11 protein-coding genes are annotated in these 14,942 nt (G+C 69.6%); 5 read left to right on the top strand and 6 right to left on the bottom strand.

Annotation, left to right across the window (positions count from 1 at the left end; translation table 11 throughout):
- Positions 1–89 precede the first annotated feature (89 nt).
- Positions 90–524 (bottom strand): hypothetical protein, encoded by a 435-nt coding sequence (locus JTJ31_RS00335; RefSeq protein WP_207536609.1) that lies wholly within the window; start codon positions 522–524, stop codon positions 90–92.
- The gene (locus JTJ31_RS00340; RefSeq protein WP_207536610.1) at positions 521–1,753 is read right to left on the bottom strand and encodes a cupin domain-containing protein; all 1,233 of its coding nucleotides are present in this window, start codon (positions 1,751–1,753) and stop codon (positions 521–523) included. The genes JTJ31_RS00335 and JTJ31_RS00340 overlap by 4 nt, the downstream gene beginning before the upstream one ends.
- Positions 1,754–1,890: 137 nt before the next feature.
- Here JTJ31_RS00340 and JTJ31_RS00345 point away from each other — a divergent pair, with 137 nt between their 5' ends.
- Both JTJ31_RS00345 and JTJ31_RS00350 read left to right on the top strand, forming a co-directional pair.
- Positions 1,891–6,411: an NAD-glutamate dehydrogenase gene (locus JTJ31_RS00345; RefSeq protein WP_207536611.1), complete on the top strand. Its 4,521-nt coding sequence runs from the start codon at positions 1,891–1,893 to the stop codon at positions 6,409–6,411.
- Positions 6,408–7,652 (top strand): MFS transporter, encoded by a 1,245-nt coding sequence (locus JTJ31_RS00350; protein ID WP_207536612.1) that lies wholly within the window; start codon positions 6,408–6,410, stop codon positions 7,650–7,652. Before JTJ31_RS00345 ends, JTJ31_RS00350 begins: the two co-directional genes overlap by 4 nt.
- On the opposite strand, the gene JTJ31_RS00355 is transcribed toward JTJ31_RS00350, so the two are convergent.
- From JTJ31_RS00355 to JTJ31_RS00365, 3 genes are all read right to left on the bottom strand, one after another.
- A complete protein-coding gene (locus tag JTJ31_RS00355; protein WP_207536613.1) occupies positions 7,653–8,624 on the bottom strand; it encodes a Bug family tripartite tricarboxylate transporter substrate binding protein in 972 nt (323 codons plus the stop codon).
- Positions 8,625–8,712: 88 nt separating this feature from the next.
- Positions 8,713–9,699 carry a cyclase family protein gene (locus JTJ31_RS00360; protein ID WP_207536614.1) on the bottom strand — a complete coding sequence of 329 codons (987 nt, stop codon included), beginning with the start codon at positions 9,697–9,699 and terminating at the stop codon, positions 8,713–8,715.
- An 89-nt stretch (positions 9,700–9,788) separates the two neighbouring features.
- Complete coding sequence (locus JTJ31_RS00365) at positions 9,789–10,487, bottom strand: CBS domain-containing protein (RefSeq protein WP_236019748.1); 699 nt, start codon at positions 10,485–10,487, stop codon at positions 9,789–9,791.
- 138 nt (positions 10,488–10,625) lie between these two features.
- Here JTJ31_RS00365 and JTJ31_RS00370 point away from each other — a divergent pair, with 138 nt between their 5' ends.
- Both JTJ31_RS00370 and JTJ31_RS00375 read left to right on the top strand, forming a co-directional pair.
- Positions 10,626–11,597 carry a TAXI family TRAP transporter solute-binding subunit gene (locus tag JTJ31_RS00370; RefSeq protein WP_207536615.1) on the top strand — a complete coding sequence of 324 codons (972 nt, stop codon included), beginning with the start codon at positions 10,626–10,628 and terminating at the stop codon, positions 11,595–11,597.
- Between the two features lie 78 nt (positions 11,598–11,675).
- Positions 11,676–13,694, top strand: coding sequence for a TRAP transporter permease (locus tag JTJ31_RS00375; protein ID WP_207536616.1), 2,019 nt, complete (start codon positions 11,676–11,678; stop codon positions 13,692–13,694).
- Between the two features lie 6 nt (positions 13,695–13,700).
- Here the strand turns inward: JTJ31_RS00375 and JTJ31_RS00380 are convergent, their stop codons facing one another.
- Positions 13,701–13,880 (bottom strand): hypothetical protein, encoded by a 180-nt coding sequence (locus JTJ31_RS00380; protein WP_207536617.1) that lies wholly within the window; start codon positions 13,878–13,880, stop codon positions 13,701–13,703.
- A gap of 115 nt (positions 13,881–13,995) precedes the next feature.
- Between JTJ31_RS00380 and JTJ31_RS00385 the strand changes: the two genes are divergently transcribed.
- Positions 13,996–14,931 (top strand): TIM44-like domain-containing protein, encoded by a 936-nt coding sequence (locus tag JTJ31_RS00385; protein WP_207536618.1) that lies wholly within the window; start codon positions 13,996–13,998, stop codon positions 14,929–14,931.
- Positions 14,932–14,942: the final 11 nt, after the last annotated feature.

Raw genomic sequence — 14,942 nt, forward strand, 5'->3', positions numbered from 1 at the left:
AGAATCTTCAGCGTCCCAGACCCCCGGCATGGTGCCCGGCGCTGGCGTCATTCCCTGCTCCCCAGTCTGCCCGATGCGCAGCCCGCGCGCTACGGGGAAGGGGGCATCAGCACCACCCGGACGCCGGAGGCCCGCGCCACGCCCGCCGGGCCGCGCTGCAGGAAGCCACGCGTGCGGGCTTCCGCGCGGATGCGGTCGCGCTCCAGACCCGTCTTCGCCAGCTCCGCACTCACGAAGCGTGCCCGCCGCGCCGCGAGCCGGCTCGCCGTCTCTGCGCCGCCTTCGTCCGAAGCCGCAAAGCCCAGGACGCAGAGGTTGCGCGAGGGGGCTGCCTTGGCCTGTGCGATCAGCTCCTCCAGTGGGTCAAGCGCGGCTGCCTCCGCTCGGTCACGCCCGCGCCCGAAGGCGACGATCGCGTAATCCTCCTCAAGCCGCTCCGCGCCGACGCAGGAGAACTCGCGGATCTGTGCATCCACCGGCGCAGCGGCGAGCAGGAGCAGGGCGGCGAGGGCGAGGCGCATCACGCTGGCACCACCAGCCCGGCCTCCTTCAGCTTGCCAAGCAGCCCCGCGGCATCGGCACCCGGATGCGCCTTCGCCAGCTCGGTTTCCGTCACATCAGGCCGCGCCAGCGCCCAGGCCGCGGCTTCGGCTTCGTGTGGCGAGAGGGGAAGGGCGCCGCTGGGCGCCTTCAGCACCCATTCCGCGCCACGGCGGACCGGCTTCGCCCCGGTGGCGACGATGCGGAAGGCGGCGGCATCGGCGCCCTCCGACTCGCCGGCACCAGCGCCTTCCGGCACCATGCCGCGCCAGCCCAGCAGGTCGTTGCCGCCGCGGCGATAGCGGTAATCGGCGACAAAGCGCTCGAGCACCTCCATGACCTTCGGATCCCTGCAAAGTTCGGCGATGCGCTGGCCCAGCTGGCCTGCGCGCTGCGTCAGCGCGAACTTCGCGGCGGCGGAGCCGTCCTGGCGCGGCAAAGGCTGGCGGAAGGCGGCGTCGTAGAGGACGCGTTCTCCGAGGATCGTCATCAGGTCCATACCCACCGGCGCATGGGCGCCATAGGCGACATGGACGGAAGCCGGAGCCTCGGCCAGCGCGTCGTGATACCAGCCGCGCGGCAGGTAGAGCAGGTCGCCCGGCTTCATCAGGACCTTGGCGCGCAGCCTGCCCTTCGCCTGCTCGTGATGCTCCTGCGTCTGGGAGCGGAAGATGGGGTGGCTGATGGGCCACTCGGCGCGGCCTTCCCAGACATTCCAGGTCTTCTCGCCCTCGACCTGCACCGCCCAGACGTCATGTGTGTCGTAATGCGCCGGGAATGCCTTGTGGGACTGCCAGGAAATATAGACATTCGCCTGCGCCTTCCCGAGCCCCGCGGACTCGATGGCGTGGGAAACGGAAGCGAGGCCCGGCGTCAGGCTGTCCACGTCGTTCATGACGACGCTCGCGCCGCGCTTCACCCATTCGCGCACCTTGTCCACCACGGGCTGCATCAGCGTGCCGCCGTCGTCGCGCCCCGTGCTGCTGGCGCAGTATTCGTGCGGCGGCACCGGCTTGCCATCCAGCACCAGCTTGAGCGAGTGCGACGTCCAGGCATGGGTCATGTCCAGCAGCCGGTTGATCTGCCGCCAGGACAGGACGGAAGCGAACTTCGCCGGGTCGCCTTTGAGGTGCAGCGGCTGCTTGTCGTGGTATTCTGCGAAAAACTGCTCCGGCGTCATGGGCGCCAGAAGCTGGGCGAGGGTCATGGTCATGGCCACCTCCTTAGCGAATGCGCGACGGAACTTCACGCGTGGCCGGCAATCCCGGCCGTTTCCACGACCTTGCCCCAGCCGACCCTGGACGGGGAAGGCCCCCCTGGCCCATGGTCGGCCCCAATCGGAGGATACGGATGCCTGAAGCCCCCAACCCCACGCGCGACCCGTTGCGGCAGGAGATTCTCGCCGCGGCCTCCCGCCGCGTGCCTGAAGGCTTCGCGCAACGCCTGCTGCCCGCCCTCTACCATGACGTTCCGACCCCCGAACTGGCTACCCGCCCGCCCGAGGCCTTGGCCGCCGCCGCCGCATCGCTGGCCGACCTCGCCGCGACGCGCCGCAAGGACGAGGCAGCGGTCCGCCTTACCCCGCCGGGCGCCGGCAGCGGCCCCCATGCCGTGGCGGAACTCGTGACCGACGACATGCCCTTCCTGGTGGACAGCGTCCTCGCGGCGCTGACGCAGCACGGGCGCGTCGTGAAGGAGTTGCTGCACCCGATCCTGGACGGGCAGAGCCTGATGCGCGTCAGCATTGCCGCCGCACCGGGGCAGCTCCTTTCGACCGCGCGGCCCGGCGACTGGCCGACCGTGGAGGCGGCGCTGCGCCGCGCCATGGCCGATGTGCGCGCTGCGGTGTCGGATTTCCCGCGCATGGCGGAATTGCTGCAGGGCGCCGAGGAGGAGGTGGGCGGCGGCGAGGCGGCCGAGTTCCTGCGCTGGATGCGCGAGGATAATTTCGTGCTGCTGGGCCATCGTAGGCTTGTCCTGAGCGGAGAGGGTGCGGCGCCGGTGCCGGAGGAGAATCTCGGCCTGCTGCGCTCGCCCGAAGTGCCGGTCTTCGATGCACTGGCGCATCTGCCGGAAATCGCGCCCTCGATCCGTGCGGCGCTGGTGGAAGGGCCACCGGTCACCGTGGCGAAGGCAAATATGCGTGCGACCGTCCACCGGCCGCAGCATGCCGACGTGGTGGCGACGCGCGGTCCCGATGGGACGCGACTGTTCCTGGGCCTCTTCGCCGCGGCCGCTTACAACCGCAACCCGCGTTCCATCCCTCTGCTGCGCGGCAAGGTGGAACGCATCCTCGACGCGGCCGGCGTCTCGCCTGCCACCCATGACGGGCGCGCCCTGCGCAACATCCTCGACACCTGGCCGCGCGACGAATTGTTCCAGGCAAGTGAGGCGGAGATCCTGGAAGGCGCGCGGCGCGCCCTGGATCTGACCATCCGTCCGCGCCCCGCGCTCTACCTCCGGCGCGATCCGTTCGGCCGCTTCACCAGCGCCATCGCCTGGCTCCCACGTGAGAGCTTCGACACGCGGTTGCGCCACCAAGTCGGGGGCATGCTGGCCTGTGCGCTCGGCGGGCGGCTTTCCGCCTTCTATATCGCGCTGGGCGACGCGCCGCTGGCGCGCGTCCACTACATCATCGGCACCGATCCGAGCTCCGCGCGCGAGGTGGACCAGGTGGCGCTGGAAGCGGCGGTCATCCAGGCCGCCCGTTCCTTCCCCGAGCGGCTCTCCGAGGCCCTGTCCGCCGAGCGCGGCGAGGCGGCGGCGGGAGAGGCGCTGTCGGTCTGGCGCGACGCCTTCCCCGCTTCGTACCGCGAGGGCGAGGATGCGGGCTCCGCCGCGCAAGACCTTGCCTTGGCCGAAAGGGCCGTGAGCACCAACCGTCCCGCCGCGCTGCTGGCCCGTGTTCCGGGTGCGCCCGCCGACCGCGTGACGTTACGCCTCGCCATGCCGGGTGCTCCGCTGGCCCTGGCGGATGGGCTGCCCATCTTCGAGAGCCTGGACCTTCGCGCCATCGAGGAGGTGCCGCATCGCCTGTCGCCGCAGGGGCGCGAGCCGATGACGCTGCACGTCTTCCAGTTTGACGCCCGTGCCAAATGGGAGGAGGGGCGCGCCCCGCTGCTGCTCGATGCGCTGGACGCCCTGCTTTCCGGCCAGGCCGAGGCGGACGGCTTCAACCGGCTGATCCTGCGCGCAGGCCTGTCCTGGCGCGAATGCTGGCTGCTCCGCGCCATCTTCCGCTGGTGCAAGCAGGTGGGCTTCACCTTCGCGCAGGAAAGCGTCACCGCGGCCCTGGCCCAGGAGGCCAAGGCCGCTGGCCTGCTGGTACGTCTGTTCCACGCCCGCTTCGCCGAGGGGGCGGAGGCGGACGAGAAGGAAGCCGAGGCCGAGTTCGACCGCGCCCTCGACGAAGTCGCCGATCCGGATGCCGACCGCATCCTGCGCCGCATGAAGCGCGTGCTGGACGCGATGCTCCGCACCAATTTCTTCCAGGAGAAGCCCTACCTCGCCTTCAAGCTGGACAGCGCGCGGGCAGGCGACATGCCGGCGCCACGCCCCTGGCGGGAGATCTTCATCCATTCGCCGACGATGGAAGGATGCCACCTCCGCGCCGGCCCGGTCGCGCGCGGCGGCATTCGCTGGTCCGACCGGCGCGAGGATTTCCGCACCGAGATCCTGGGCCTGATGAAGGCGCAGCGCCTCAAGAACGTCGTGATTGTCCCGACCGGCGCCAAGGGCGGCTTCGTCCTGAAGGGCGAGGTTCCGACGGAGCGCGAGGCGCTGCAGCAGACGGGCATCGCTGCCTACCAGTCCCTCGTGCGCGGGATGCTGGACCTGACGGATAATTATCGCGGCACGGAGGTGATGACGCCACCCGGCATCCGCCGCCGCGACGGCGACGACCCCTACATCGTCGCCGCGGCCGACAAGGGCACCGCTACGTTCAGCGACATCGCCAATGCGCTCTCGGCCGAGTACGGGTTCTGGCTGGGTGATGCCTTCGCCAGCGGCGGCTCTGCCGGCTATGATCACAAGGGAATGGGGATCACGGCGCGTGGTGCCTGGGTGATGGTCGAGCGCCATTTCACCGAGACGCTGGGCCGATCCATCCACGACGCGCCCTTTACCGTCGCAGGGGTGGGCGACATGTCGGGCGACGTGTTCGGAAATGGCCTGCTGATCTCGAAGCAGGCGAAGCTGCTCGCGGCCTTCGATCACCGCCACATCTTCCTCGACCCCGATCCGGATCCGGCGCAAAGCTACGCGGAGCGGGAGCGCCTGTTTCGCCTCCCGCGTTCCTCTTGGGCGGATTACGACGCCGCACGCATCAGCAAGGGCGGCGGCGTCTTCCCTCGCCAGCAGAAATCCATCCCGCTCTCGCCCGAGGCGCGCGCGATGTTGGGCATCGAAGCGGAAAGCGCGGAGCCGGCCGAGGTCATGCGCGCCATCCTGCGCATGAAGGTGGACCTGCTGTATTTCGGCGGCATCGGCACCTACGTGAAATCCTCCGCCGAGAGCCAAGCCGATGCGGGCGACCGCGCGAATGACGCGATCCGCGTGGATGGGCGGAACCTGCGCGCGCGCGTGGTGGGGGAGGGGGCCAACCTCGCCGTCACCCAGGCCGGGCGCGTGGAGGCGGCGCGGTCCGGCGTGCGGCTCAATACGGACGCGATGGACAACTCCGCCGGCGTCTCCACCTCGGACCATGAGGTCAATATCAAGATCCTGCTGGCCGACGCGGAGGCGGAGGGCGTGTTGACCCGCCGTGGCCGCGACGACCTCCTCGCCGCGATGACAGATGAGGTCGCGGCGCTGGTGCTGCGCGACAATCACCTGCAATCCGTTGCCCTGTCGCTGGAGGGCATGGCCGGCGCCTCCGCCCTGCCGGCGCATGCCGCGCTGATGGCGCGGCTGGAGGCCGAGGGCATCCTGGACCGCGAAGTGGCGGGCCTGCCCGACGCTGCCGCGATGACGGAACGCATCGCCGCCGGTGACGCGCTCACACGGCCTGCGATCGCGGCCCTGATGCCTTTCGCGAAGCTTTGGCTGGCCGACGAGCTGGGCGAGAGCGCACTGCCGGAGGATCCCGAGTTCGCGGAGCTCCTGCATGACTATTTCCCCACGCCACTGCACGAGGAACCCTATGCCGGCTTCATCGCCCGCCATCGCCTGCGCCGGGAACTGGTGGCGACGGCGCTTTCCAACCGGGTGGTGAACCGGCTCGGCCTCGCTGGGCTGTCGCGCCTGACCGCCGAGGCGGGACCGACGGATCTCGTCGCCGCTGCCTTCATGGCGGATGCGCTGTTCGGGCTGGAAGCGCGCTTCGAGGAAGCGGAGGCGCTGCCGCCCGAGGAACGCCTAGCCGCACAATGTGCCCTGCGCGATTTGATGGAGGCCGCAACGGCGGAGCTGCTGCCCTTCCTGCGCCAGGGCATCGGCCCCGCCCTGACCGAGCTGCGCCCCGGCCTTGCCGCCCTTGCCGAAGGGCAGGAGGCAGCAGGGCTGCGCGACTTCATCCGGAGCGTGCCGCGTCTTGCGGTCGCGCCACCCATCCTGCGCCTCGCCGCGCGACAGGGCGCCGCCCCGCCGGAGGCCGCGAAGGCGTGGGAGGAGGTGGGACGGCGCTTCATGCTGGATGCGCTGCGCGACGCAATCCGCCGCGCCCCGTTGCGCGGCCCCTTCGCCGACCGCGCCCGCGCTGCCCTGCTGGGCGAGTTGCGCGACATGCAGTCGCGCCTCGCCGCCTCGCTCTTGCAAGGCCGCGCCCCAGAACCAGGTGCTGCCCTGCCGCTTCTGCGCGAGGCAACGCGCACTCCGGATTTCGCCGCTGCCAGCGTCGCCCTGCGCGCCCTGGCGCTGGTGGAGGCATGACGCGCCGCGAATGGGCCTGGGCCTCCTATGACTGGGCCAACAGCGCATTCCCGACCGTCGTCTCCACCTTCGTCATAGCCGCCTACTTCACCCGCGGCATCGCGCCGGACCCGGTGACGGGGCAGGCCTGGTGGGGCTGGATGCAGGCCCTGACCGGCCTCGCCATCGGTTTGGCCTCGCCTGTGCTGGGAGCGATGGCGGATGCGGGCGGAAGGCGGCGCTTCTTCCTGGCGGTCTTCACGGCGCTGATGGCAGCCTGCACCGCCTCCATCTGGTTCGCCCAGCCCAGCCCGTCCTGGGCGATCTGGGCGCTGGCCTCCGTGGCGCTCGCGACCTTCTGCTTTGAGCTTGGCACGGTGTTCTACAACGCCATGCTGCCCGAGGTGACGGCGCCCTCGCGCATCGGCCGCGTCTCGGGCATCGGCTGGGCGCTGGGCTATGCGGGCGGCCTGGCGTGCCTGCTGGTCTGCCTCGTCCTGCTCGTGCGGCCCGATCCGTCGCCGCTTGGCCTCGAGCGCGATGCCGCCGAGCATGTACGGGCAACCGCGCCCTTCGTCGCGATATGGCTCCTGCTCTTCGCCTGGCCGCTGCTGATCTGGGCGCCGCCCGAGCGGCGTGGCGGTGACTGGCGCAGCGGGTTTAGCGAGGTGCTCGGAACGATCCGCCGGCTGCCGCGGCGCCCGGCGCTGCTGCGCTTCCTCCTGGCGCGGCTGCTCTACACGGATGGGCTGAACGTCCTCTTCGCCTTCGGCGCGGTCTTCGCCGCCGGGGTCTTCGGGATGGGATTCGAGGAGATCCTGCTCTTCGGCATCGCGCTGAACGTGACGGGCGGGCTAGGCGCGCTGGCCGGTGGCTTCGCGGAGGAGCGGCTGGGAGCGCGCAACGCCGTGCTGTTTTCGCTGCTCGCCCTCATGGCGGTGGGTTCGGCCATGTTGCTGGTGGAAAGCAAGGCGGCCTTCTGGGTGCTGGGCGTCGCGCTTGGCCTGTTCTTCGGCCCGGCCCAAGCGGCCAGCCGATCCCTCATGGCGCAGATGGCACCACCTGGCGAAGTCGCGGCGCATTTCGGCCTCTTCGCCCTCAGCGGACGCGCGACGAGCTTTCTCGGCCCAGCGCTGCTGGCGCTGGTCACCGAGGCCACGCGCTCCCAGAGATGGGGGATGGCCGTGGTGCTGGTGCTGCTGGGGGGCGGCGCGGCGATCCTGGCTACCCTGCCGCGCCGTGCCGCGCCGGCGGAGCCGTGATCACCCCTCTGCCGTGATGCCTGACTCGCGGATCACGCGCGTCCAGCGTTCGCGCTCGGCGCCCAGGAAGGCGGCGGCATCGCGCTGACCACGGAAGCGCGCGGCCACGCCCTGCTGCGCCATCGCCGCCACCAACTCAGGATCCCGCAAGGCGCTATCCAACGCGGATTCCAGCCGGTCCAGCACCAGTTGCGGCGTGCCGCGCAGCGCCATCAGCATGTGCCATGACCCGGCTGTAAAGCCGGGCGCACCGGCTTCGCCAGTGGTGGGCACATCGGGCAGCAGGGACTCGCGCCGCGCCGATGCGACGGCCAGGACGCGCACGCGGCCGCTCTCCACCGCTCCGCGCATCAGCGAGTAGCCGTCAATGATAACCTGCACCCGGCCGCCCGCAAGGTCCTGAATCGCCGGGGCGCTGCCGCGATAGGGCACGTGGACGATGTTCAGGCCGAACTCGCGCTTGAACAGCTCGAGCGCGAGATGGGACGGTCCTCCAGACCCGGCCGATGCGCCGTTGAGCCGCCCCGGGTTGGTGCGGGCATATTCCATCAGCTCCGCCAGGTTGCGCGCTGGCGTGTCGTTGCTCACGGCAACGACCAGGAAGCTTTCCATCGTCTGCCCCGCGGGCACGAAGTCCCGCGTCGTGTCGAAGGAGAGGTCGCGATAAAGGGCGTTGGTGACCGCCAGATTGCCGACATTGCCGTAGAACAGCGTGTAGCCATCCGCACCTGACTTGGCGAAGGCATCCATGGCGATGTTGCCGTTCGCGCCGGCGCGGTTCTCGATGACGAAGCTCTGCCCCAACCGGTCTGCGACGCGCGGCATGACGAGACGTGCGACGATGTCCACACCGCCGCCAGGCGGGAAGCCGATCAGGACGCGAACGGGCCGTGCCGGCCAGTTGCCCTGCGCGCGCGCAGCGAAGGGAAGCAGGAATGGCGCAGTCAGCGCCACCCGGCGGGGCAATGTCATGGCGATCCTCCCTCGGGGCGTCTTCGCGCCCCGAAGGAAGGCTGGCCCGGCCCCGTCACACGACGCAAGCGAAACCGGGCCAGCCGGCTCAGAACATCGCGGCGGGCGCCACGGTGCTGCCGGTGAATCCGCGCATCCGGAGCGGCTGCATCATGAAGCAGAACTCGGAGCGCCCGGTGGAGACCATCTCCGCGAGGTTCATGTTCTCCAGCAGGTGAACGCCATTCACCACCAGTGCGATCTGGTGCACGGGCAGGGAGGCGTTCGGCATGGTCTTGGACGGCGCGCATTCCACCGGCCAGTTGTCGGAGCCGAGCAGCAGCGGATTGCGCTGGATGAGCCACTCCGCCGCCGCCACGCCGATGCCGGGACAGCCGCGCACATAGCGCGCATTGTCGCGGCCCCAGAGGTGACCCCATCCGGTGTTGATGATCATCGCGTCGCCTTCGCGCAGCTCCACGCGTTGGCGGCGCAGGGCCTCCTCCAGATCCTGGACCGTGATCTCGTAATCATCGGGCAGGGTCTGCACGCCCTTCAGCCCCGCCACATCCATCAGCACGCCGCGCGTCATGATGGTGCCGACCGTCTCGATCCCCATCTCGGTGAAGCCGCCGCGGGTGGAGATGGAGGGGACGTTCACGCAATTATACGTCTCGTCGCCGATGGTTTGGTGCGGGAAGCCGTCGAACTGTGTCCCCACCTGCGCGATCTCGCCGACCACCAGCTCCTCGTTCGAGCCGCGCCGGTTCGCTTGCGGGTTCATGAACAACTGCTTCAGGTGCACGTCGAAGCGCCGCGTCCCGAAGAAGGGCATTTCCTGCGACAGCATGTGGCCCAGCTCGACCTTGCGCCCCTCACGGATCATTCCCGCGGCGTCGCGCATCCGCTCCGGCGTCAGCAGGTTCATGGAGCCGCGCCGGTCATTCGGTCCCCATCGGGACGGGCAGCGCTGTGCCGAGGCAGGAGGCGACCAGCCCGATCCCTGCGCCTGGATGGGGGTGGCGGTCAGACCGAGATGAGCCGAACCGCAGGCAAGGCAGGCGCCGAAAAGCGACCTGCGCGACAATCCCTTCATTTCGTTCCCTCCGCGGCGGGTCCTCTGCTGGAACCGCGCCGCCTTGGGAAGCTTATCACTGCGCCGGAAGAAAGTTCCAGCGCATTGAATCAGGTGCCAGACATCATCACTGAAGGCATCGGAATGGTCTCGTCGCGCACGCCACGCACGCCGGGGACGGATTCGGCCAGCACGCGCAGGCCCCGCCGCACGGAATCGTCGCGCATGAAGCCGTGAAACTCCACGATGCCATCCTTCACCTCGACGATGGTGTGGAAGCCGTCCACCCAAGGCTGGCGGCGCATCAATACCAGCATTGCGCGCCGGATGCGCTCATCCGAGCAATCGGCGGGTTCAGGCGAAGGCGCGACCAGGGCGCGCAGGAGGTCGGCGCGGCTGACAATGCCGCGTAGCCGCCCATCCTCGATCACCAGCACGCGGCGGATGCCCCGCTCCTCCATGAGCGCCGCCACCTGGCCGGCACGCATGTCGCTGGTGACAGAGACGACGTCCTCCGTCATCACGTCAGCGGCGCGCAGCCCGTGGGTGCGGGCGAAGCGGTCGGCCATGGCGCCCGCGTCGCTGAAAAGCGTGCGGAACCAGGAGGCGGGGCGATCCTCCTCGCCGGCCAAGCGGCGGATCAGATCGGCCTCGGTCACGATGCCCATGACGTCGCCCTTCTCGCCCAGCACGGGCACGGCGCTGATGCCGCGCTCGGCCAGGAGGCGCGCGATGGCGAAGACGGGGGTGGCGAGGGGGACCGTGACCACCACGGCGGTCATCAGGTCCCTGGCGGTGAGGCGGTTCATGGCAGGCTCTCCAGCAACTTGTCCCTGTCTTGCGACACTCCTGGGCGCGCCGCCTTGATCCTGCGCAAGGGCTTTGCTTTTGCGAGGCGCCTCGCCTAATGGAGAAAAAACGACTCAATTCGCCCGGAGGAATGAGCCTTGCACCGCATCAGCCGTCGTACCGCCCTTGCCTTGCCCGCGATCATCGGGGCATCCACGGGCGCCCTGGCCCAGGGCCGGCAACTCGTGATTGCGACCGGAACGACTGGCGGCGTGTACTATCCGCTGGGCGGCGCGCTCGGGAACTATCTCAGCCGCGCCCTGCCCAACACCTCCGCCACGGCCGAAGTGACGGCGGGCTCCACCGCGAATTTCCAGCTCCTCGGCGCGAACCGTGCGCAGATCGTGTTCGGGCAGGTGGACGCGGCGGTGGATTCCGTGCGCGGCGCCGGGCAGTTCCGCGGCCGGCAGGTGCCAACGCGTGCCATCGCGGTGCTCTACACCAACCGCATGCAGGTCGTGACCACGGCGGACCGCAACATCCGCTCCATGGCGGATCTGAAGGGCAAGCGCATCTCGACCGGCGCGCCGCAGAGCGCGACGGAGCTGTTCGCCACCCGCCTCATCACGGCGGCCGGGCTGAATCTCAACAGCGACTTCCGTGGCCGTGAGCGCCTGTCGCCTGCCGAGAGCACCAACGCGATCCGCGACAACAAGATCGACGCCTACTTCTTCGTTTCCGGCGTGCCGACCAGCGCCATCACCGACCTCGCCGCTACGCCGGGCACGCAGATCGTGCTGGTGGACCACGCCGAATTCCTGGAGCCAATCGTGCGCGAGAGCGGCCCGGTCTACTTCGCCGAGGAGATCCCGGCGAACACCTATCCGGGCCAGACGCAGCCCAACAAGCAGCTTTCCGTCGCCAACATCCTGGCGATGCGCGAGGATGCCTCGCCCGACCTCGTCCGCTCCGTGCTGACGACGGTGTGGGAGAATCGTGAGGACTGGGCGCGCGTCCATGCCGAGGCACGGAACTTCACGCTTCAGCAGCAGAAGACGGCAGCGGCGGGCGTGCCCTGGCACCCGGCGGCCGAAGCGTTCTGGCGTGGCCTGGGCGCCAATCTGGGCTGACGTCTACCGAGTTACACTGCCATCACGGGGCGCGGCGACCCGGCCGCGCCCCCGCTTTTTTCAGGGTGACCCTGCCGCATGACCCAGCCCGCCAGCCCCCTCCCTGAGATCGCGCCCAACGCGATGGACGCCGAGACGGCCGCCAAGGTCGAGAAACTGATTGAGGCGGAAGAGGGGGTGATGAACCGCTTCCAGGGGGCGCTCGGCGTGGTGGCGGTGGGCATCGCCCTCGCCATGTCGCTGTTCCATCTCTGGGCAGCCTGGAGCATCGTCCCTACCACGACGTTGCGCTTCGCCCATGTGGGCTTCACCCTGGTCCTGGGCTTCATGCTCTTCCCGGTCGTGCGCCGGTTCCGCGACCGCTTCCCACCGTGGGACTGGGCACTGATCGCGGCCGGGATCTACGTCACCTGGTACCTGATTTCCGGCGGCGACGACCTTCAGGACCGCATCATCTTCCCCGAGCCCATGGACATCGTGGTGGGCTGGCTGCTCATCGCCCTAGTGCTGGAGGCGACGCGGCGCTGCACCGGCTGGATCATGCCCTTCGTGGCGATCTGCTTCCTGCTCTACGCCTTCTTCGGCAACCACCTCCCGGCGCCCTGGACCCATCGCGGCTATGATGAGGAGCGGCTGATCCCGCACATCTCCATCACATTGGAGGGCATCTTCGGCACGGCGGTGGACGTTTCGGCCACGCTCATCATTCTCTTCACCATCTATGGCGCCATCCTGAGCGCGACGGGCGCCGGCAAGTATTTCGTGGATTTCTCCTTCGCCGCCACGGGCGGGCGCCCATCCTCGGCGGGACGGACCGTGGTGCTATCGGCCTTCCTGCTCGGCGGGCCTTCGGGCTCGGGCGTCGCGACTACGGTGACGATCGGCACGGTGGCTTGGCCGATGATGCGCAAGGTCGGCTACACCTCGCACGACGCGGGCGGGCTTCTCGCAGCAGGCGGGCTGGGAGCGATCATCTCCCCACCCATCATGGGCGCCGCCGCCTTCCTGATCGCGGAGTACCTGAAGATCAGCTACCTCGATGTGCTGATCATGGCGATCATCCCGACGGTGCTCTACTACGCCGCGCTGCTCTTCATGGTGGAGCTCGACCAGCGCCGCATCCGCACCTCGGGCGTCAAGGTGGACGATGCTCCCGCGACGACCGAGCGCGTCTGGCCGATGTTCAAGCGCGGCTGGTACCACTTCACCTCGCTGGTCGCGATCATCGCCTTCATGTCGGTCGGCTACTCCGCCACGCTTTCCGTCCTCTACGCGATGCTGCTGGCGGTCGCGCTGTCCTTCCTGTCGCGGGAGAGCGCCCTCTACCCGCTGAAGCTGGCGCGCACCCTCGCCGCGGGGTCAGAGCAGGCGATCGGCATCGCCGCCACCTGCGCCTGCGCCGGCATCATCGTCGGCTGCATCACCCTGACCGGGCTGGGGCTGAAATTCTCCGACATCGCCATCCAGGCGGCGGGCGGGTCGCTGATCATCACGGCGATCTACACTGGGCTGATCGTCTGGGTGGTCGGCCTCGCCGTGCCGGTCACCGCCTCCTACATCATCTGCGCGGTGGTGGCTGCCCCGGCGCTGATCAAGCTGGGCGTGCCGGACTACGCGGCGCATATGTTCGTCTTCTACTACGCCGTGCTCAGCGAGGTCTCGCCCCCGACGGCCCTTTCGCCCTTCGCCGCAGCGGCGATCACGGGCGCCGGTCCCTACCGCACCACGCTGATGGCCTGGAAATACACGCTGCCGGCCTTCGTCCTGCCCTTCGTCTTCGTCACCGACCCACACGGGGTGGGGCTGCTCCTGAACCTCGTCGAAGGCATGAGCTGGATCGACGTGTTCTGGCAGGTCTTTTTCGCCACGCTTGGCCTCGCGGGGCTGGCCTCGGCCTGCCAGGGCTTCGCCATCACGGCCATGGGTACGCTGGAGCGCTGGGCCATGGCCCTTGCTGGGCTGCTGATGGTCTTCCCGGCCATCCTGGAGGCGGTGGCGCGGGATATCATTCCGGCACCGCACTGGGTCGGGCTCGGCCTGGGCGTCCTGCTTCTGGCCGGGCAGCTCATGCGGCGGCGCCGCATCGCGCCGGCCTGACCGCCTTCAGATCCGCCCGTCGGGCCGGTGGAGCGCGAGCATGACCTCGGGCTGCTCAACCCAGGAAGGGGCGCGGGGCAGCGTCCGGGGTCGGTCGGTCTCGGCACTCGGCGGAGGGGGTCGTCCGGCGCAAGCGGCCAGGGCGGTGGCGATTGCCAGCGCGGCCATGAGGCGTCCTGCCTTCATCCCTTGCTTCTCCTCGGTCGTTTCCGAGAGTGCGCAAGTGCTGAGGATATCGCAATCCGTGATCGCCCGCACCATCTATGGGACACTTGGTCCCGAACCTAGGAGACGCCGAATCATGCGCCGTCCTGCCCAATTCCTCGCCATCGCCGCCGCGGCGCTGATCGCCCTGGCGCCGGCCCTGGCGGATGCCCGCCCTGGCGGCGGGTTTTCCTCCGGCAGCCGGGGCGCGCGCACCTACTCGCCGCCGCCCTCCACCAACACGGCCCCGGCCCCCAGCCGGCAGATGGACCGCACCATGGCCCAGCCCACGCGCCCCGGCTCCCCGGCCGCGACGCCGGGCGCGATGCGGCCGCAAACCGCCCAGCCGGGCGGGTTTTTCCGTAACCCCTTCATGGCGGGGCTGATCGGCGGCGGGCTGCTCGGCCTGATGCTGGGCGGCGGCTTCTTCGCGGGTGGCTTTGCTGGGATGCTCGGCGTGCTGCTCCAGGTCATCCTGATCGCCGCCCTGGTCATGCTGGTGGTATCGCTGCTGCGCCGCCGTTCCCAGCCCGCCCCGGCCGGGATGGCGCGCCAGGCCCATGGCGGCGGCATGTCCGGCATGCTGCCCGGCCTCGCGGGCGGGGGCGCCGCCTCTTCGCCCCCGGTATCCATTGGCCCAGCTGACTACCAGGCCTTCGAGACCCTGCTGAAGCAGGTGAACGAGGCTTGGTCGCGCGAGGATCTCGCCACGCTGTCCCGCATTTCGACCCCTGAGATGACGGGCTACTTCCGCGATGACTTCGCCGCCCTCAGGGCGCGCGGTTGGAAGAATGAGACGCGCGACGTCAGGCTGGAGCAGGGCGACCTTGCCGAGGCCTGGAGCGAGGGGGCGCGCGACTACGCCACCGTCGCGATGCGCTTCTCCGCCGTGGACGTGACGCGGGAGGTGGCGACCGGCCGTGTTACCGAGGGTGACCCGGAGACGCGGACGGTGGCCACCGAATACTGGACCTTTGTCCGCAGCCAGAGCGGCCCCTGGCAGCTTTCCGCGATCCAGCAGGCCGGCGCCTGAGCGCCGGACCA

The organism is Sabulicella rubraurantiaca (assembly GCF_017355885.1).
GTDB classification, from domain to species: domain Bacteria; phylum Pseudomonadota; class Alphaproteobacteria; order Acetobacterales; family Acetobacteraceae; genus Roseococcus; species Roseococcus rubraurantiacus.